This is a genomic window from Micromonospora sp. DT201, assembly GCF_049841575.1.
Classification (GTDB): Bacteria; Actinomycetota; Actinomycetes; order Mycobacteriales; family Micromonosporaceae; genus Micromonospora.
In genome coordinates this window covers 12,984-30,339 of sequence record NZ_JBNCKP010000018.1, presented here as the reverse complement: position 1 = coordinate 30,339, position 17,356 = coordinate 12,984, and the positions used below count along the sequence as shown (strand labels likewise).

Sequence of the window (17,356 nt, the reverse complement as noted above, 5' to 3'; positions counted from 1 at the left end):
CCATCACCCAACGAAGTTGAGTAGCCGCACAATTACCGCTGAGTATCCGAAGTGTTCCTCCTGGTCATCGGCCCGCCCGTACTCTTCCGGCATCCGGGTTCCTATTACCGGAATTCCCACGCGACCGGGTGTCCGGTCGCCTGCCACGGGAGGCCACCTGATGAAGCAGGGCCCTCTCCCCTCAGTCGACTCGTCGGATGACATCGTGGGCCCGACCGACCTGCCCAGCGGCGGCCCGCTGCCCACCCAGATCGGCGTGACCGCGCCTGCCCCGGAGGAGCCACTCGGTGTGGTCGCTGTCGGCCCGGCCGGTGCCGAACGGCGCACCGTGCTCGCCCGGCTGCTCGGGCTCGACCCGGTCATGCTCACCGTGCCGTCGGGCAGTTGGTTGGTGGTGCGAGACGCCAAGGTGCCCACTCGGGCGGCGTTCGTGCCCGGTTACCGCCAGCCGCACTCGTACGGCGCGGACCGGCACGCCGCCGGCCCTGCGTTGGCCCGTCCGCCTCGGCGTGTCGAGCTGACCGTGCCCGAGCCACTGCTGCGGCACTTCACTCTGATCGACGTTCCGGACACCGCCACGCTTGGGGTGGCTGGCAAGCGGGTGCTGCTCGACGCGGTGGGCCGGGCCGGTGCGCTGCTCTTCGTGATCGCCGCCGATCAGGCGTTCACCGCCGCTGAGCTGAACCTGCTTGCCGAGGTCGCCCCGACCCCGGTGGAGGTCGTCTTCGCGGTTACCCCCGGCGCGGCCGGTTGGGCGCCGCTGACCGACGGCACCGCGGGAACGGAGGACGCGGGGGCGTCCGTCCCGTCGGTCCAGGGTCAGTCGACAGAAGTGGACGCGGTCGCGGTGACCGTGGCGGCACACCGAGCGGCGTTGCTGGCCGCCGTGCCAGCGCTGGCCGGCGCGCGGTGGTTCCCGGCCAGCGCCGACTCGGCTGCCGACTCCATCGCCGATCTGCGCCGGGCACTGGTGGGCTGGTCGTCGCAGGAGGGGTTGCAGCGAGCCAGCGTCGACCCTCCGGTGCTGCCAGGCCAGCAGGGCCGGGTCGCCGTGGCCGCCGATCCGGGGGCCTGGTCCGAGCAACTCGACCGGCTCACCCGCTCGTGTGCTCAGCGGATCCGCCAGCACCTCGCACTGGAACTGGCGAAGATCCACCTGCGCGCAGTTCAGGAGATCGTGTTCGGGGTCGGCTGCGCGGGCCTACCGGATCTACTGGACCGGGAGATGGCGGCGTTGTCGCTGTTGGCCACCGCGCAGTGCGACCAGGCGGTGCGCGGCATCGTGGCCGACGCCGCGGCCCGGGTGCTCGCCGCGCCACCGGCCGAAGGAGTGCTGCGGCGGATCGCCACTGCCGTGCAGTACGGCCTGGCCGATCACCGGCCCGGTCACGAGTTGGACAAGGTGCTGCTGATCACCAGCACGGCCGGAGTGGCCGGGTTGACCGGGGCGGAGGCGATCGACGCCCTCGCCAATTATCCGACGGCGTCCCGCGACGAGGTGCTCCCACCAGTCGCGGTGGCGCTATCCGGCGGGTGCTGGCAGCAGTGGCGTACGCCCGGCAAGGACGACCACAGCGCAGCGCGGGCCTGGTCCCAACGCGCGGTGCGGGAGGTCGAGCTGGGGTTGTCCCGGGAGGTCTCCCGACGGTTCGAGGTGATCCGGCTCTCGCTGGGCGCGGTGCTCTCCGATGCAGTCGATCACGGCATCCTGCTCGCGTGACGGCGTGACCACCTCCCGGTCCGGGTCTGCTCCGCCCCACGCCTCCGAGGGCGTCCGGGGTGGTTCAGGGGTGCCCGGGATGGGCGATCCGCGCCGGGCCGGCGTTCCGGTTCCTCGGTTCCGGGAAACCGGTGGCACGATGGAGGGCATGGCGGCTCCACAGGTTGCACCGGTCGAGACGCCGGACACTGACGAGGTGCCGGCGGCTGACCGGCAATGGGTGACGATCGTGTGGGACGACCCGGTCAATCTGATGACGTACGTGACCTGGGTCTTCCAGAAGCTTTTCGGCTACAGCCGGGAAAGGGCCGAGCAGCTGATGTTGGACGTGCACCACAAGGGCCGCGCCGTGGTCTCCACCGGTGCCCGGGAGCGGATGGAGCACGACGCGTCGCAGCTGCATGCGTATGGGCTGTGGGCGACGGTGGACAAATCGTGAGCATGTTCCATCGTCAGGCTGGCCGTTATGTCGCCAACTTCGCCGTCGACGAGGTGCGGGTGCTGCGCAAGGTCGCCTCCGAGGTGGTCGGCCTGCTCACCGATGGCTTCGACCACACCGACCCGGTCGTCGGTCGGCTCTTTCCGGCGGTTTACCCGAAGGATGCGCCCGACACCGCCGAGTTCCGCCGCTACACCGAGGGCGACCTGAAGACCGCGAAGATCGATCAGGCGGGGGCGATCCTGGCCGCGCTGCCCGACGACGCTGGCGGCGAGGTGCGGCTGGACGCCGAAACGGCCGAGGCGTGGTTGCGGGCGCTGAACGACGCCCGGCTCGCGATGGGCGTCCGGCTGGAGATCAAGGACGGCACGGACCTGGGCGAGGAGCTGGACGACGCGGTCGCTGAGGACCCGGCCTCCAGCCGGGTGTTCCAGCTTTCGGTCTACGCGTACCTCGGGTATTTGCAGGAGTCGCTGCTCAACGCCTTGATCGACTAAGCGTGACCGTCACCACTTCGACCTGTGCTCGGCAGGCGTTAGGCTGGTGCCTGTGCTGAGCATCGACCGGTCGATCATCGACGCGATCGTCGCCCACGCGCGCCGGGATCACCCCGACGAGGCGTGCGGCGTGGTCGCTGGTCCCGTCGGCAGCGACACCCCGACCCGGCACATCCCGATGGACAATGCCGCGCGGTCGATGACCTTCTACGAGTTCGACTCGATGGAGCATCTGCGGGTGTGGCGCGAGATGGACGACCGGGACGAAGAGCCCGTGGTCATCTACCACTCGCACACCGCCACCGAGGCGTACCCGTCGCGGACGGATGTCTCCTTTGCCGGTGAGCCGGGCGCGCACTATTTGCTCGTCTCGACCCGTGACCCCGAGTTGGAAGAGATCCGGTCGTTCCGGATCGTCGACGGCGTGATCACCGAGGAGCCGGTCCGGGTCGTGGAGGCGGGCGTCGACCCGCATGCCGTCCAGTCCTACATGTTCGGGCAGAGCCCGGCGACTGTCGACTACGAGTGTTCCGGCCGCTGATCCGTCAGCGTCCGCACCCGTCTCGTCACGTCACCCGTAGGCACACCCGATCGAGGAGCTAGACATCATGGCCATTGAAGTTCGCATCCCCACCATCCTGCGCAGCTACACCGGCGGCGCCAAGGTCGTCGACGGCACCGGCGACACGATCGCCGATCTGCTCACCGACCTGGACTCCCGGCACGGCGGCCTGCGCGGCCGGCTGATCACCGAGGCGGGCACGCTGCACCGCTTCGTCAACGTGTACGTGAACGACGAGGACGTGCGCTTCCTCGGTGCGCTGGACGCCAAGCTCTCCGACGGCGACAGCGTCACCATCCTGCCGGCCGTCGCCGGCGGCGCGTTCGGCTTCGCCGCGGCAGCGGCGATCAGCTCGCACGGCGCCGCGGCAGCGGCGATCAGCTCGCACGGCGCCGCGGCAGCGGCGATCAGTTCGCACGGCGCCGCCGTCGCGGCTCGCTGAGGTCGGCCGCCATGGCGCGGTACGACAGCCTGCTGGACGCTTGCGGGGGTACGCCGCTGGTCGGCCTGCCCCGGCTCTCCCCGATGGTGCCTGACGGGGCTCCGCCGGTGCGGCTCTGGGCCAAGCTGGAGGACCGGAACCCCACCGGCAGCATCAAGGACCGCGCGGCGCTGTTCATGGTCCGGGCGGCGGAGGAGGCCGGTCGGCTCCGGACGGGTGACACGATCCTCGAGCCGACCAGTGGCAACACCGGCATCTCGTTGGCGATGGTGGCCAAGTTGCGCGGCTACCGGCTGGTCTGTGTGATGCCCGAGAATGTTTCCACCGAGCGGGTCCAGTTGCTCCGGATGTACGGGGCCGAGATCATTTTCTCGCCGGCGGCGGGTGGTTCCAACCAGGCGGTCGCCACCGCCAAGCAGATCTCCGCCGAGCACCCCGACTGGGTGATGCTCTACCAGTACGGCAACGAGGCAAACGCTCGGGCGCACTACGAGACGACCGGGCCGGAGTTGCTGCACGACCTGCCCACCATCACGCACTTCGTGGCGGGGCTCGGCACCACCGGCACCCTGATGGGCACCGGGCGTTACCTGCGGGAAAAGGTCGACGGCATTCAGGTCGTAGCCGCCGAGCCGCGTTATGGCGAGTTGGTCTACGGCCTGCGCAACATCGACGAGGGGTATGTGCCGGAGCTGTACGACGCCTCGGTGCTTTCCCGGCGCTTCTCGGTCGGGACCAGGGACGCGGTGCTGCGTACCCGCCAACTGGTGGAGGTGGAGGGCATCTTCGCCGGATTCTCCACCGGCGCCATCCTGCATGCCGCGCTCGCGGTGGCGCACGAGGCGGTCCGTGACGGTCGGCGGGCCGACGTGGCTTTCGTGGTGTGTGACGGCGGGTGGAAGTATCTGTCCACCGGCGCGTACGGCGGCACGCTCGCCGATGCCGAGGACGCCCTGGAGGGGCAGCTCTGGGCCTGACCGAATTGGTCTCTTCGTGTACGGGCCGTCGATGTGCGTCGACGGCCCGTAGGCGGCCCGCCGCGCCGTGAGCACGTGTCACGTTCGTGACAACTTCGGTTGGATGATTCTTGCTGCCAGGCACCCCAGCGTAGGCTGCGCAGCGTGACGTACGCGTCGGTAGAGATCATGGCTGAGGCGACGACCGCCACGAATGCTACTGACAGTGACAGCGAGACAACTCGATGCGACTGACCGTCCTTGGAAGCGCCGGCAGCTTTCCCGGCCCCGAGTCGCCCTGCTCGGCCTACCTCGTCGAAGCCGACGGTTTCCGGCTCCTGGTCGACTTCGGTTCAGGGTCGCTGTCCAGCCTCCAGCGGTACGCGGGACTGCACGCCCCGGACGCGATCCTGCTGACTCACCTGCACTGTGATCACATGTTCGACGCCGTTCTGTATGTGGTGGTGCGCCGGTACGCCCCGGACGGCCCCTACCCGAAACTGCCCGTCTACGCGCCCGCAGGTGCGCCGGACCGGCTCAGTGCCGCGTACGGCGACGACGGCTCCGTGGAGGACGTCTACCAGTTCTACGCCCTGCAGCCGGGCACCTTCCCGATCGGCCCGTTCACCGTCACTGTCGACCGGGTCAACCATCCCGTCGAGACGTACGGGGTGCGGCTGGAGCACGAGGGCCGCTCGCTGTGCTACTCGTCGGACACCGCGCCCTGCGAGGCGCTGCTGCGGCTGGCCCAGGACGCCGACGTCTTCCTCTGCGAGGCTAGTTACCTCGACGGCATGGACAATCCGCCGGATCTGCACCTGACCGGCCGGGAGGCCGGTGAGGCGGCGACCAAGGCCCAGGTGGGTCGGCTGTTGCTCACCCACCTGGTGCCCGCCTGGGGCAGCGAGGCACACACGTTGGAGTCGGCCGCCACCGCGTACCCGGGATCGATCGACGTGGCCCGGCCCGGCGCCAGTTACGACATCTGACCCACCACGTCCCGGTTGGGGCGGGCCGGGCCGCGGTGTTGTGCCGTAGTGTTCGCCGGCCGGTCAGCGGACGGTCGTCTGTCGCACCCGTGGCACCCGCACCGTGTGGGCATGCGGATCGCCATCGTGACCGAGTCGTTCCCACCGGATGTGAACGGCGTCGCGCACTCCGTGGTGCGGACGGCGGAGCATCTGCTTGACCAGGGCCACGAGCCGGTGGTCATCGCACCCGCCCCGCACTCTGCGGGCCGGCAGAACATCGATCGTCTGCCGTACCCGGTGGTGCGCATTCCCAGCGTGCCGCTGCCCCGCTACCAGGGCTTCCGGTTGGGTGTGCCGACCACCAGCCGGTTGACCGGCGCGCTGCTGTCGGCCGAGCCGGACGTGGTGCACCTGGCCAGTCCGTTCGTCCTCGGCGCACGGGCGGCCACGCTGGCCAGCCGGCACGGCCTGCCCACGGTGGCGGTCTATCAAACCGATGTGGCGGCGTACGCGCGGGCGTACCGGGTGAGCTGGGGTGAGGCGGCGGCCTGGCGCCGGATCCGGGAGATCCACAACTCGGCGCAGCGCACCCTCGCCCCGTCTACTCGTGCCGCCGCCGACCTGATCGCCAACGGGGTGCAGCGGATCTGGCTGTGGCGCCGCGGTGTGGACGCCTGTCGCTTCGACCCGGCCAAGCGGTGTGCGGCGCTGCGGGACCGGCTGGCACCCGGCGGTGAGCTGCTGGTCGGCTATGTCGGTCGGCTCGCACCGGAGAAGCGGGTGGAGCTGTTGGCGGCGACGTCGCGGCTGCCCGGGGTGCGGGTGGTGGTGGCCGGCGACGGCCCGGCCCGCCGCCAGTTGGCCCGGGAGTTGCCCGGGGTGACGTTCCTCGGCGTGCAGCACGGCGAGGAACTGGCCCGGCTCTACGCCAGCCTGGACCTGTTCGTGCACACCGGACCGCACGAGACCTTCGGCCAGACCATCCAGGAGGCGCTGGCCTCCGGGGTGCCGGTCGTGGCGCCGGCCAGCGGTGGACCGGTCGACCTGGTGGACCAGGGTGTGACCGGGCTGCTGGTGCCACCGAACGACGGCGACGCGCTGGCCGCCGCCGTAGCCGACCTGGCCGGCGACGCGGACCGGCGGCGGGCCTACGGGCTGGCCGCCCGGGTCGCGGTCAGCCGGCGCAGCTGGGAGGCCGTCGGCGACGAGCTGATCGGGCATTACCACGCGGTACGGGCAGTGGCCGCCACCGTTGGCCTGCCGGCCGCGTCGTGACCGGGGCTGCGGGCGGGCTGCGGATCGTGCGGCTCGCCAACTTCGTGACGGCACGCTCGGGTGGCCTGCGTACCGCGCTGCGACACCTCGGGGAGGGCTACCGGGCGGCCGGGCATGAGCCGGTGCTGGTGATACCCGGTCAGCGGGCCGCCGACGAGTCGTACCCGTGGGGGCGGGTGGTCACCCTGCCCGGCCCGGAGTTGCCCGGCAGCGGCGGCTACCGGCTGCTGGTTGGTCGACGCCGGTTGGCCCGGCTGCTCGTCGATCTGGCACCGGATCGGTTGGAGGTCTCCGACCGGTGGTCGCTGCGCTGGACGGGCCGGTGGGCGCGGGCGCACGGGGTGCCGTCGGTGATGGTGTCGCATGAGTCGCTGACCGGGTTGCTCGGCCAGTGGGGTGTGCCGGACGCGCTGCGCCGGCCGATCGCCGATCGGCTCAACGGGGCGACCAGCCGGGCGTACGACCGGATCGTCTGCACGACCCGGTGGGCTGCCGAGGAGTTCGACCGGATCGGCGCCGACAACGTGGACCTGGTGCCGCTCGGGGTGGACCTGGACACCTTCCACCCGGACCGGGCCGACCCTCGGCTACGCGCTCGGTACGCCGACTCCGACGAGTTGTTGTTGGTGCACTGCGCTCGGCTGTCCCCGGAGAAGCGGCCGGAGTTGGCCGTGCAGGCGTTGGCCGAGCTGCGCCGGGAAGGCGTACCGGCGGTGCTGGTGATGGCCGGTGATGGCCCGCTGCGCGGCGCTCTGGCCCGGCGGGCGGCAGGGCTGCCGGTCACGTTCGTCGGCTTCCTGCCGGACCGTGCCGCGGTGGCCGCGTTGTTGGCCAGCGCGGACGTGGTGCTGGCACCGGGCCCGGTGGAGACCTTCGGTCTCGCTGGGCTGGAGGCGCTGGCCGGTGGCACCCCGGTGGTGGTCAACGCTGCCAGTGCCTTGCCCGAGGTGGTCGGCGAGGCCGGGCTGGCCGCGTACGGCTCGGGGGAGTCGATGGCGGCGGCGGTGACCAGCCTGGCGGCCCGGCCGGAGGCCCAGCGGCGGCGTGCCGCCCGGGAGCGGGCCGAGGAGTTCGGGTGGCCGGCCGCGGTCGCCGGGTTCCTCCGTGTGCACGACTCGAATGCTGCTCGGGGCACCCCGAGCGAGGTGGATCACCGCACCGCATAGGGTGCAGGGATGGCGCGACCTGATGGGCGAGGGCCCTCTCAACTTCGACCGGTGACCCTGACCCGAGGCTGGAGCACCCATCCGGAGGGCTCGGTGCTCGTCGAGTTCGGCGGCACGCGGGTGCTCTGCACGGCGAGCGTCACCGAGGGGGTGCCCCGCTGGCGCAAGGGCTCCGGGCTCGGCTGGGTGACCGCCGAGTACGCGATGCTGCCCCGGGCCACCAACACCCGCTCCGACCGGGAGAGCGTCAAGGGTCGGGTCGGTGGCCGCACACACGAGATCTCCCGGCTGATCGGCCGCAGTCTGCGGGCCAGCATCGATCTCAAGGCGCTCGGCGAGAACTCGGTGGTGCTCGACTGCGACGTGCTCCAGGCCGACGGCGGCACCCGGACGGCCGCGATCACCGGCGCGTACGTCGCGTTGCACGACGCTGTGGGGTGGCTTGCCGCCCGCAAGGCGTTGGCCGGTAAGCCGGAGAAGGTGATGCACCGGTCGGTGGCTGCGGTCAGCGTGGGGATCATCGCCGGCGAGGCGCGACTGGACCTCTGCTACGAGGAGGACGTCGCCGCCGAGGTCGACATGAACGTGGTGTGCACCGGTGCCGGTGACTTCGTGGAGGTGCAGGGCACCGGCGAGGCGGGCGTGTTCGCCCGGGACCAGCTCGACAGCCTGCTCGACCTGGCCGTCGCGGGCTGCGCGGAGTTGGCCGAAGCGCAGCGGAAGGCTCTTTCATGAACAAGGTCCTGCTCGCTACGCGTAACCGTAAGAAGCTTGTGGAACTTCAGCGGATCCTGGACGGCGCGCTCGGCGCGCACCGGATCGCCCTGATCGGGCTGGACGACATCGAGCAGTACGCGGAGCTGCCGGAGACCGGCCTGACCTTCGGCGAGAACGCGCTGATCAAGGCGCGGGAGGGCTGCCGCCAGAGCGGGCTGCCGACCATCGCGGACGACTCGGGGATCGCGGTGGACGCGCTCAACGGGATGCCGGGGGTGTTCAGCGCCCGCTGGTCCGGCAAGCACGGCGATGACAAGGCCAACCTTCAGTTGGTGCTGGATCAGATCGCCGACGTGCCCGACGAGCAGCGGGCGGCCTCGTTCGTCTGCACGGTGGCGCTGGTGCTGCCCGGCGGCAAGGAGCACCTGGTCGACGGCCGGCAGCCCGGTCGGGTGCTGCGCGCTCCGCGCGGCGATGGTGGGTTCGGCTACGACCCGATCTTCCTGGGCGACGGGCAGGAGCGGACCAACGCCGAACTCACCCCGGCGGAGAAGGACGCGATCAGTCACCGCGGCAAGGCGCTGCGTGAGCTGGCCAAGCTGGTCGCGAAAGTGCTGCCGCCCGCCTCCTGACGGGCGCGAGGTGCTGCCGCCCGCCGCCTGACCTGCTGCGGACGACAGCGACCCGAGGGAGGTCAGCCCAGCGGGCCGACCTCCCGTTCGATGGCGGCGCGCAGGTCCGGCCCGGCGACGACGGCACGGGCGGCCTCCATCACGGGGGCGAGGAACACGTCCGGGCCGGGTTCGCCAGCCGCCCCGCCCAGCGCGGCGACGGCGGCCCGGCCGGCCGGTGACGGGTCCAGCGGTGCGCGCAGTTGCAGGCCGCGTACGCCGGCCAGCAACTCGACTGCGAGCAGGCTGGTGAGGTTGTCCAGCACGGTGCGTAGCTTCTTGGCCGCAGCCCAGCCCATCGAGACGTGGTCTTCCTGCATGCCGCTGGTGGGCAGCGAGTCCACCGAGGCAGGGGCGGCCAGGCGACGGTTCTCGGCGACGATCCCTGCCGCCGTGTACTGGGCGATCATCAGCCCGGAGTTGACCCCGGCGTCGGGGGACAGGAACGCCGGCAGTTCCCGGGATCGGGTGACGTCGAGCAACCGGTCCACCCGCCGCTCGGCGATCGCGCCCACCTCGGCGGCGGCGATGGCGAGGAAGTCCGCGGCGAAGCCGAGCGGCGCACCGTGGAAGTTGCCCGTCGACTCGACCCGGCCGTCCGGCAGCACGACAGGGTTGTCCACCACGGACACCAGCTCCCGGCCCGCGACCGTGCGGACGAAGTCCAGGGTGTCGCGGGCCGCGCCGGCCACCTGCGGGGCACACCGCATCGAGTACGCGTCCTGCACGGCGTGCGCCAGGTCGTCGCGGTGTGAATCCATCACCCGGGAGTCCTGTAGCAGTCGGTGGATGTTCGCCGCCGATGCCGCCTGACCGGGGTGCGGCCGGATCGCGTGCAGCTCGGGCAGGAACGGCCGTTCCGAGCCGAGCATCGCCTCGATGGCCAGCGCCGCTGTCACGTCGGCCATGGCGAACAGGTGCGCCGCGTCGTGGATGGCCAGCAGCAGCATGCCGAGCATGCCGTCGGTGCCGTTGATCAGCGCCAGCCCCTCCTTGGCGGCCAGCTCGATGGGCTTGAGCCCGGCGGCGGTCAGCGCGTCGGCCGCGTCCTGCCGCTCGCCGGCCGGGCCGAGGACCCAGCCCTCGCCGAGCAGCACCAGCGCGCAGTGCGCCAACGGTGCCAGGTCACCGGACGCGCCCAGCGAGCCGTGCTCCGGCACCCAGGGGGTGATGTCGTGGTTGAGCAGATCGACCAGGGCCTCGGCGACCAGCGGGCGGACCCCGGATCGGCCCAGCGCGAGGGACCGGACCCGCAGCAGCATCATGGCCCGGACCACCTCGCGGGGCATCGGGGCGCCCACCCCGGCCGCGTGCGAGCGGATCAGCGCGTGTTGCAGCTCGGCCCGCCGCTCCGGGGCGATGAACGTGTTGGCCAGTGCCCCGAACCCCGTGGAGACACCGTAGACGGGGCGGCCGGACGACTCGATGCCGTCCACGATGGCTCGGCTGGTCGTCATCGCGTCGATGGTGGCCGGGTCGAGGACGACAGTGGCGGTGGCACGGGCCACCGCGAGCACGTCGTCGGCCGAAACTCCGGTGGGCTGGATGGTCACGGTCGTCATTGGGGCACTCCGTTGCGCATTACCTGGCGGATCAAGGGGACACCGGGCCGGTAGGCCAGGTGCAGGTAGGACGGCGCGTCCAGGACGACGAGGTCGGCCCGGGCGCCGGGGGTGAGGACGCCGATGTCGTCGCGGCGCAGCGCCCGCGCGCCACCGGCGGTCGCGGCCCAGACCGCCTCGGACGGGGTCATCCGCATCTCGCGGACCGCGAGGGCCACACAGAACGGCATCGACGAGGTGTACGACGAGCCGGGGTTGCAGTCGGTGGCCAACGCAACGGTGACACCGGCGTCGAGCAGTCGACGGGCATCCGGGTACGGCGATCGGGTGGAGAACTCGGCACCCGGCAGCAGGGTCGCCACCGTGCGGGTTCCCGACCCGTCGCTGTGGGCCGTGCCGGCCAGTGCGGCCACGTCCGCGTCGCTGAGGTGGGTGCAGTGGTCGACGCTGGCCGCGCCCAGCTCCACCCCGAGCGCAACGCCCAGGCCGGGACCGAGTTGGTTGGCGTGGATCCGGACGCCCAGCCCTGCGGCCTGACCGCTGGACAGGATGGCCCGGGCCTGGTCGACGTCGAAGGCACCCCGCTCGCAGAACACGTCGATCCACTTCGCGTACGGCGCGGCGGCGGCCAGCATCGGCCCACAGATCAGCCCCACGTACTCGTCGGGGCGGTCGGCGTACTCGGCGGGCACCACGTGCGCGCCGAGGAAGGTGGTCTCCACGCTCACCTCGGCGGCGATCCGCAGTGAGCGGGCCTCGTCGGCGACGGTCAGCCCGTACCCACTCTTGATCTCCATGGTCGTGGTGCCCTGGCGCAGCGCCTCCCCGCGCAGCCGGCGCACGGTGGCTCGCAGTTCGTCGTCGGTGGCGGCCCGGGTCGCTCCGACAGTGGTCCGGATGCCGCCGCCGGTGTAGGGCGCACCTGCCATCCGAGCGGCGAACTCGGCGGCCCGATCCCCGGCGAAGACCAGGTGGGCGTGGCTGTCCACGAAGCCGGGCAGCACGGCCGCTCCGCCGGCGTCGACCCGCTGGTCAGCGGCTGGCGTGTGCGCGGACGGCCCGACCCAGGCCACCCGGCCTCCCTCGATGAGTACGGCGGCGTCGCGGCGGATGCCCAGCGGGCCCTCACCGGCACCGTTGGTGACCAGCTCCCCGATGTTGTCGACAAGCAGACTGCTCATGCGGGAGTCACCGCCTCGATGGCCGCCGACAACTCGGCCGGCACGTCGACCGTGAGGTGCCGGCCCTCGGCCACCACCACCCGGCCGTCCACCATGACCTGCTCGACATCCGCTGCGGAGGCCGCGAAGAACACGCCCACCGGTGGCACGCCGGCGGTACGGGCGCTGTCCAGCCGTACCGTCACCAGGTCGGCGCGAGCGCCGACGGCGATCCTCCCGGCGTCGGCCCAGCCCAACGCGGCGTGCCCGGCGGTGCTGGCCGCCGTCAGCAGGTCGACCGGCGCGAAGTGGCCGCGTCGGCGGGTGCGCAGCCGCTCGTCCAGTTCCACCGCCCGGGCCTCCTCGAACAGGTCGATCACGGCGTGGCTGTCGCTGCCCAGGCTCAACCGGATCCCCACGTCGGCCATCCGACGGGCCGGGCCGATCCCGTCGGCGAGGTCCCGCTCGGTGGTCGGGCAGAGGCACACCCCGGTCCGGCTCTCGCCGAGCAGGGTCAGGTCGCCGCTGGTCGGGTGGGTGGCGTGCACGGCGGTGGTGTCCGGCCCGAGCACGCCGTGCTCGGCGAGCACGGCGGTGGGCGTGCGCCCGTGCACGGCCCGGCACTCGTCGTTCTCGGCGGGCTGCTCGGAGAGGTGCACGTGCAGTGGTGCCCGCCGCTCCCGCGCCCAGTCCGCAACCGTGCGGAGCTGGTCGGCCGGGACCGCCCGCACCGAGTGCACGGCCGCACCGACCCGGGCGTGGGAGTCCGTCGGCTGGAATGCCGCCGCCCGCTCGGCCCAGCGGGTCGCGTCGCCATCGCCGAAGCGGCGCTGCGGCCCGGCGAGGGCCTGACCGTCCACGCTGGAGGTCAGGTAGCAGGTGTCCAGCAGGGTGAGCCGGATCCCGGCGTGCGCCGCGGCCTCCACCAGCGCCGCACCCATCGCGTTCGGATCGTCGTAGGTGCCGCCGTCGGGCCGGTGATGCAGGTAGTGGAACTCGCCGACGCCGGTGATCCCGGCGAGCGCCATCTCGGCGTAGACCGCCCGGGCCAGGGCGAGGTAGGTGTCCGGGTCCAGCCGGTCGGCGACGGCGTACATCTGGTCCCGCCAGGTCCAGAAGTCGCCCCGACCACCGTGGGTACGCCCGCGCAACGCCCGGTGGAAGGCGTGGGAGTGCACGTTGGACAGCCCGGGCAGGGTGAGGCCGGGCAGCCGGGTGGCGTCCCGCAGCACCTCGATCCCGGCGGGCGGGCCGCCGGTCCCGAGCAGCGGCGTGAGCCCTGTGATCCGGCCGTCCTCAACCTCGATCAGCACGTCGGGGGTGGGTTCGGCGTGCTCGGGCAGCCAGGCGTACTCGGCGAGCCAGCGGGTCGGTGTCACCGGCATGTCAGCTCCTCCAGCACCCGGGCCAGCGCCCGCACCCCGGCGGCGCAGTCGTCGTCGCTGGCCGCCTCGGCGGGGGAGTGCGACACCCCGGTCGGGTTGCGCACGAACAGCATCGCGGTGGGCAGGTGCGCGGCGAGCACCCCGGCGTCGTGCCCCGCGCCGGTGGGCAGCACTGGCGCATCCAGCAGCGTGGCCAGCCGCTCGGCCAGCCCGCCGTCGAAGGCGACAAGCGGGGTCGCCGACTCCTCGGTGACCGTCACCACCGTACCGTCGCGCCGGGCCCGCTCGGCGAGCTTGCCCCAGACCGCGTCGACCAGCCCGGTCAGCGTCTGCGGGTCGGCCGCCCGGGCGTCCAGCCAGCCGGTCACCTTCGACGGAATCGCGTTTGTGGCGTTCGGTTCGACGGCGACCCGACCCACCGTCGCGTGCGCACCCCGCAGCCGGGCCTCCTTGTTGGCCGCCAGCACCGTGAACGCGTACGTGAGCATCGGGTCGCGGCGGTCGGCCATCCGGGTCGTACCCGCGTGGTTGCCCTCGCCGACGACGTCGAAGCGCCACCGGCCGTGCGGCCAGATCGCGCTGGCCACCGCGACCGGCGCGTCGGCGTCGACGAGGGCGCGGCCCTGCTCGACGTGCAACTCCACGAAGGCGCCGAACCGGCCCAGCAGCTCCGGGCGGGCACCCGCCGGCCGGTCACCGAGCGCCTCGGCGAAGCTCACCCCGGCCGCGTCGCGCAGGCCGGCCGCGCGGTCCGGCGGCAGGGCCCCGGTGAGCAGCCGCGACCCCAGACACGGTACGCCGAAGCGTGCACCCTCCTCCTCCACGAACGCGGCCAGCACGAGCGGCCGATTCGGGGTGACACCGGCGGCGCGCAGCTCGTCCACGGCGAGGAACGCGCTGACGATGCCGAGCGGCCCGTCGTACGCCCCGCCGTGCGGCACCGAGTCGAAGTGGCTGCCGGTGAGCACCGCGTCGGAAGCCTCCAGGTCACCCCAGTGAGCGAAAAGGTTGCCGTTGCCGTCCTCGGTCACCGGCAGGCCCCGGCGTTCGGCCTGCGCTCGGAACCAGCTGCGCAGCTCGATCTCCGGCGCGGTCAGCGCGTACCGCAGGTAGCCGCCGCTGTCGGCGTCCCGCCCGACGGGCGCGATCTCGTCCCACAGAGCCCGGAACCGGCCGGGAAGGTCGTCAGTCACGCTCTACTCCTGTTGTTCGCGACTGCGGGGCTCCGCTGCGCTGCACTCCTCGCGCTCACGCGGGTCCGCCTTCCGTCATCGGCGTGCGGAGGCCGGTGCGGGCCGCCACGTCACGGGCGATGTCGTAACCGGCGTCGACGTGCCGGATCACACCCATCGCCGGGTCGTTGGTGAGGACCCGCTCGATCTTCTGCCCGGCGAGGGCGGTGCCGTCGGCCACGCAGACCTGCCCGGCGTGGATCGACCGGCCGATGCCCACCCCGCCGCCGTGGTGGATGGACACCCAGGAGGCGCCGCTGGCCGTGTTGACCAGGGCGTTGAGCAGCGGCCAGTCGGCGATCGCGTCGGAGCCGTCGGCCATCGCCTCGGTCTCCCGGTACGGGCTGGCGACGCTGCCGGCGTCCAGGTGATCCCGACCGATGACGACCGGGGCGGAAAGTTCGCCGGAGGCGACCATCTCGTTGAACCGCACGCCCGCCTTGTCCCGCTCGCCGTACCCGAGCCAGCAGATCCGCGCCGGCAGGCCCTGGAAGGCGACCCGCTCGCCGGCCATCCGGATCCAGCGGGCCAGGTGCTCGTTCTCCGGGAACAGCTCCAGGATGGCCCGGTCGGTGGCCGCGATGTCGGCCGGGTCGCCGGAGAGCGCCGCCCACCGGAACGGGCCCTTACCCTCGGAGAACAGCGGCCGGATGTACGCGGGCACGAAGCCGGGGAAGTCGAAGGCGCGCTGGTAGCCGGCGAGCTGCGCCTCGCCGCGGATCGAGTTGCCATAGTCGAAGACCTCGGCGCCGGCGTCGGCGAAACCGACCATCGCCTCGACGTGCTTCGCCATCGACGCACGAGCCCGGTCGGTGAACTCGGCCGGCTTCGCCTGCGCGTAGTCGCGGGCGTCGGCCAACTCCACCCCCACCGGCAGGTACGACAGTGGGTCGTGGGCACTGGTCTGGTCGGTCACGATGTCGATGGCGACGCCACGGCTCAGCAACTCGGGGAAGACCTCGGCGGCGTTGCCGACCACGCCGACGGAGAGCGCGCGCCGGTCCCGCTTCGCGGCGAGCACCCGCCGCACCGCGTCGTCCAGCGAGTCGGCGACCTCGTCCAGATAGCGGTCGTGCGCCCGACGGTCGAGCCGGGTCCGGTCGACGTCGACGATCAGGCAGACACCGCCGTTCATGGTGACCGCGAGCGGCTGCGCGCCGCCCATCCCGCCGCAGCCGGCGGTCAGCGTCAGTGTGCCCGCGAGGGTGCCCGCGAACCTCTTCGCGGCCACCGCCGCGAACGTCTCGTAGGTGCCCTGCAGGATGCCCTGGGTGCCGATGTAGATCCACGAACCGGCGGTCATCTGCCCGTACATGGTCAGCCCGAGATGCTCCAACCGGCGAAACTCCGGCCAGGTCGCCCAGTCACCGACCAGGTTCGAGTTGGCCAGCAGCACCCGGGGCGCCCATTCGTGGGTGCGAAGCACGCCGACCGGGCGGCCGGACTGCACAAGCATCGTCTCGTCCTCGCGCAGGTCGGTAAGCGTGCGGACCAACGCGTGGTACGAAGGCCAGTCCCGTGCCGCCTTGCCGGTGCCGCCGTAGACGACCAGGTCGTCGGGTCGTTCGGCCACCTCGGGGTCGAGGTTGTTCATCAACATCCGCAGGGCGGCCTCCTGCTGCCACCCACGGGCGGTGAGCTTGCTGCCCCGTGCGGCACGGACGGGCTGGGTCATCTCGGGTCTCCTCCGGTCATCCGCGGAACAACTGACGGCGAGCCGCAGAGGCCTCGAACGCCTCCAGTCGGCGCTGGGTATCGGCCGGGGCGGCGTCGCAGATCGCCTGCAACAGCACCATGGCCAGGGTCATCGGGGCGGTGTGCAGGTCGAAGACGAGCTGCGCGCCGACCGCCGCGGGCAGCACCACGTCGGAGTGCTCGGTGGCGGGGCTGACCGGTGAGTCGGTGATCGCCACCACGGTCAGCCCTGCGGCGCGGGCGTCGCGCAGCGCGTCCAGGGTCTCCCTGGGGTAGCGGGGCAGCACGAATGCGAGCAGGGCGGACGCCCCGGCCTCAGCCGCCTGCTCCAGGCGGTCGGTGAGCAGGCTGCCGCCGTCGTCGAGCACCCGCACGTCCGGGTGCACCTTGGCCGCGAAATAGGCGAAGTACGCGGCGAGCGGCGCGGCGGCGCGTAGGCCGAGCACTGGCAGGGGGCGGCTCTGTGCGAGCAACCGCCCGGTCTCGGCGATCCGGTCCCGGTCGGCGAGTTGAGTCGCCAGCCGGTCCAGGTTCCCCATCTCTGCGCGTACCGCCTGCTGTAGTTCGTTGCCGGCGTCGTCCGTAGTTGTCGTTGTGCCATCGGTGGCACCCGCGTCCCGTAGCCGGCGGCGGAGGGCGGGGTAGCCGTCGTAACCGAGCGCCATCGCAAACCGGGTCACCGACGGCTGGCTGACTCCGGCCATCTCGGCGACCTCGGCGGCGGACAGGTAGGCCGCTGCTCTGGCGTGCTGCACCAGGCAGTGCGCGATGCGGCGCTGGATGGGGGTGAGTCGTACGCCGTGGAAGAGGTCGAGCAGGTGGTCGGTCGACCCCGCACCGCCTTCATTCATGGCGCGACTGTATGCATGAAAACTTTCAAGGGCAAGGTCGTGCGCCGTCGGGTTG

Annotated in this window: 17 protein-coding genes; 11 read left to right on the top strand and 6 right to left on the bottom strand. The window is 72.1% G+C overall.

The features are described 5' to 3' along the window. The first annotated feature begins 160 nt into the window (after window positions 1–160). The 11 genes from ACLQ28_RS25345 to rdgB all read left to right on the top strand — a co-directional run bounded on the left by ACLQ28_RS25345 (window position 161) and on the right by rdgB (window position 9,377). The gene (locus tag ACLQ28_RS25345; RefSeq protein ID WP_425688771.1) at window positions 161–1,720 is read left to right on the top strand and encodes a hypothetical protein; all 1,560 of its coding nucleotides are present in this window, start codon (window positions 161–163) and stop codon (window positions 1,718–1,720) included. A gap of 148 nt (window positions 1,721–1,868) precedes the next feature. Next, window positions 1,869–2,159 (top strand): ATP-dependent Clp protease adapter ClpS, encoded by a 291-nt coding sequence (gene clpS / locus ACLQ28_RS25340; protein WP_139583456.1) that lies wholly within the window; start codon window positions 1,869–1,871, stop codon window positions 2,157–2,159. 2 nt (window positions 2,160–2,161) lie between these two features. Continuing rightward, window positions 2,162–2,656, top strand: a complete 495-nt coding sequence (locus ACLQ28_RS25335) for a DUF2017 domain-containing protein (RefSeq protein WP_425688899.1) — start codon at window positions 2,162–2,164, stop codon at window positions 2,654–2,656. Between the two features lie 52 nt (window positions 2,657–2,708). Beyond that, the gene (locus ACLQ28_RS25330) at window positions 2,709–3,197 is read left to right on the top strand and encodes a Mov34/MPN/PAD-1 family protein (RefSeq protein WP_425688770.1); all 489 of its coding nucleotides are present in this window, start codon (window positions 2,709–2,711) and stop codon (window positions 3,195–3,197) included. A 67-nt stretch (window positions 3,198–3,264) separates the two neighbouring features. Further along, the gene (locus ACLQ28_RS25325; protein WP_425688769.1) at window positions 3,265–3,660 is read left to right on the top strand and encodes a MoaD family protein; all 396 of its coding nucleotides are present in this window, start codon (window positions 3,265–3,267) and stop codon (window positions 3,658–3,660) included. A gap of 11 nt (window positions 3,661–3,671) precedes the next feature. Further along, complete coding sequence (locus ACLQ28_RS25320) at window positions 3,672–4,637, top strand: PLP-dependent cysteine synthase family protein (protein WP_425688768.1); 966 nt, start codon at window positions 3,672–3,674, stop codon at window positions 4,635–4,637. Window positions 4,638–4,861: 224 nt separating this feature from the next. After that, window positions 4,862–5,605: an MBL fold metallo-hydrolase gene (locus ACLQ28_RS25315; protein ID WP_425688767.1), complete on the top strand. Its 744-nt coding sequence runs from the start codon at window positions 4,862–4,864 to the stop codon at window positions 5,603–5,605. A 111-nt stretch (window positions 5,606–5,716) separates the two neighbouring features. Further along, window positions 5,717–6,862 (top strand): glycosyltransferase family 4 protein, encoded by a 1,146-nt coding sequence (locus ACLQ28_RS25310; protein WP_425688766.1) that lies wholly within the window; start codon window positions 5,717–5,719, stop codon window positions 6,860–6,862. Next, the gene (locus tag ACLQ28_RS25305) at window positions 6,859–8,028 is read left to right on the top strand and encodes a glycosyltransferase (protein ID WP_425688765.1); all 1,170 of its coding nucleotides are present in this window, start codon (window positions 6,859–6,861) and stop codon (window positions 8,026–8,028) included. The genes ACLQ28_RS25310 and ACLQ28_RS25305 overlap by 4 nt, the downstream gene beginning before the upstream one ends. Window positions 8,029–8,037: 9 nt before the next feature. Then, the gene (gene rph, locus ACLQ28_RS25300; protein WP_425688764.1) at window positions 8,038–8,763 is read left to right on the top strand and encodes a ribonuclease PH; all 726 of its coding nucleotides are present in this window, start codon (window positions 8,038–8,040) and stop codon (window positions 8,761–8,763) included. Continuing rightward, entirely contained in the window at window positions 8,760–9,377 is a 618-nt protein-coding gene (gene rdgB, locus ACLQ28_RS25295; RefSeq protein WP_425688763.1) for an RdgB/HAM1 family non-canonical purine NTP pyrophosphatase, read from the top strand. Before rph ends, rdgB begins: the two co-directional genes overlap by 4 nt. 62 nt (window positions 9,378–9,439) lie before the next feature. Here the strand turns inward: rdgB and hutH are convergent, their stop codons facing one another. The 6 genes from hutH to ACLQ28_RS25265 are packed head-to-tail and all read right to left on the bottom strand — an operon-like array spanning window position 9,440 to window position 17,301. Continuing rightward, window positions 9,440–10,978: a histidine ammonia-lyase gene (hutH, locus tag ACLQ28_RS25290; RefSeq protein WP_425688762.1), complete on the bottom strand. Its 1,539-nt coding sequence runs from the start codon at window positions 10,976–10,978 to the stop codon at window positions 9,440–9,442. Continuing rightward, window positions 10,975–12,159 carry an imidazolonepropionase gene (gene hutI, locus ACLQ28_RS25285; RefSeq protein ID WP_425688761.1) on the bottom strand — a complete coding sequence of 395 codons (1,185 nt, stop codon included), beginning with the start codon at window positions 12,157–12,159 and terminating at the stop codon, window positions 10,975–10,977. The genes hutH and hutI overlap by 4 nt, the downstream gene beginning before the upstream one ends. Beyond that, on the bottom strand, window positions 12,156–13,523 hold the full coding sequence (locus ACLQ28_RS25280; RefSeq protein WP_425688760.1) for a formimidoylglutamate deiminase: 1,368 nt from the start codon (window positions 13,521–13,523) through the stop codon (window positions 12,156–12,158). Before ACLQ28_RS25280 ends, hutI begins: the two co-directional genes overlap by 4 nt. Next, window positions 13,514–14,716: an allantoate amidohydrolase gene (locus ACLQ28_RS25275; protein ID WP_425688759.1), complete on the bottom strand. Its 1,203-nt coding sequence runs from the start codon at window positions 14,714–14,716 to the stop codon at window positions 13,514–13,516. The genes ACLQ28_RS25280 and ACLQ28_RS25275 overlap by 10 nt, the downstream gene beginning before the upstream one ends. Before the next feature lie 55 nt (window positions 14,717–14,771). Next, window positions 14,772–16,430 carry a urocanate hydratase gene (gene hutU / locus ACLQ28_RS25270; RefSeq protein ID WP_425688758.1) on the bottom strand — a complete coding sequence of 553 codons (1,659 nt, stop codon included), beginning with the start codon at window positions 16,428–16,430 and terminating at the stop codon, window positions 14,772–14,774. Window positions 16,431–16,446: 16 nt separating this feature from the next. Further along, window positions 16,447–17,301, bottom strand: a complete 855-nt coding sequence (locus tag ACLQ28_RS25265; RefSeq protein ID WP_425688757.1) for a MurR/RpiR family transcriptional regulator — start codon at window positions 17,299–17,301, stop codon at window positions 16,447–16,449. Between the last annotated feature and the right edge of the window lie 55 nt (window positions 17,302–17,356).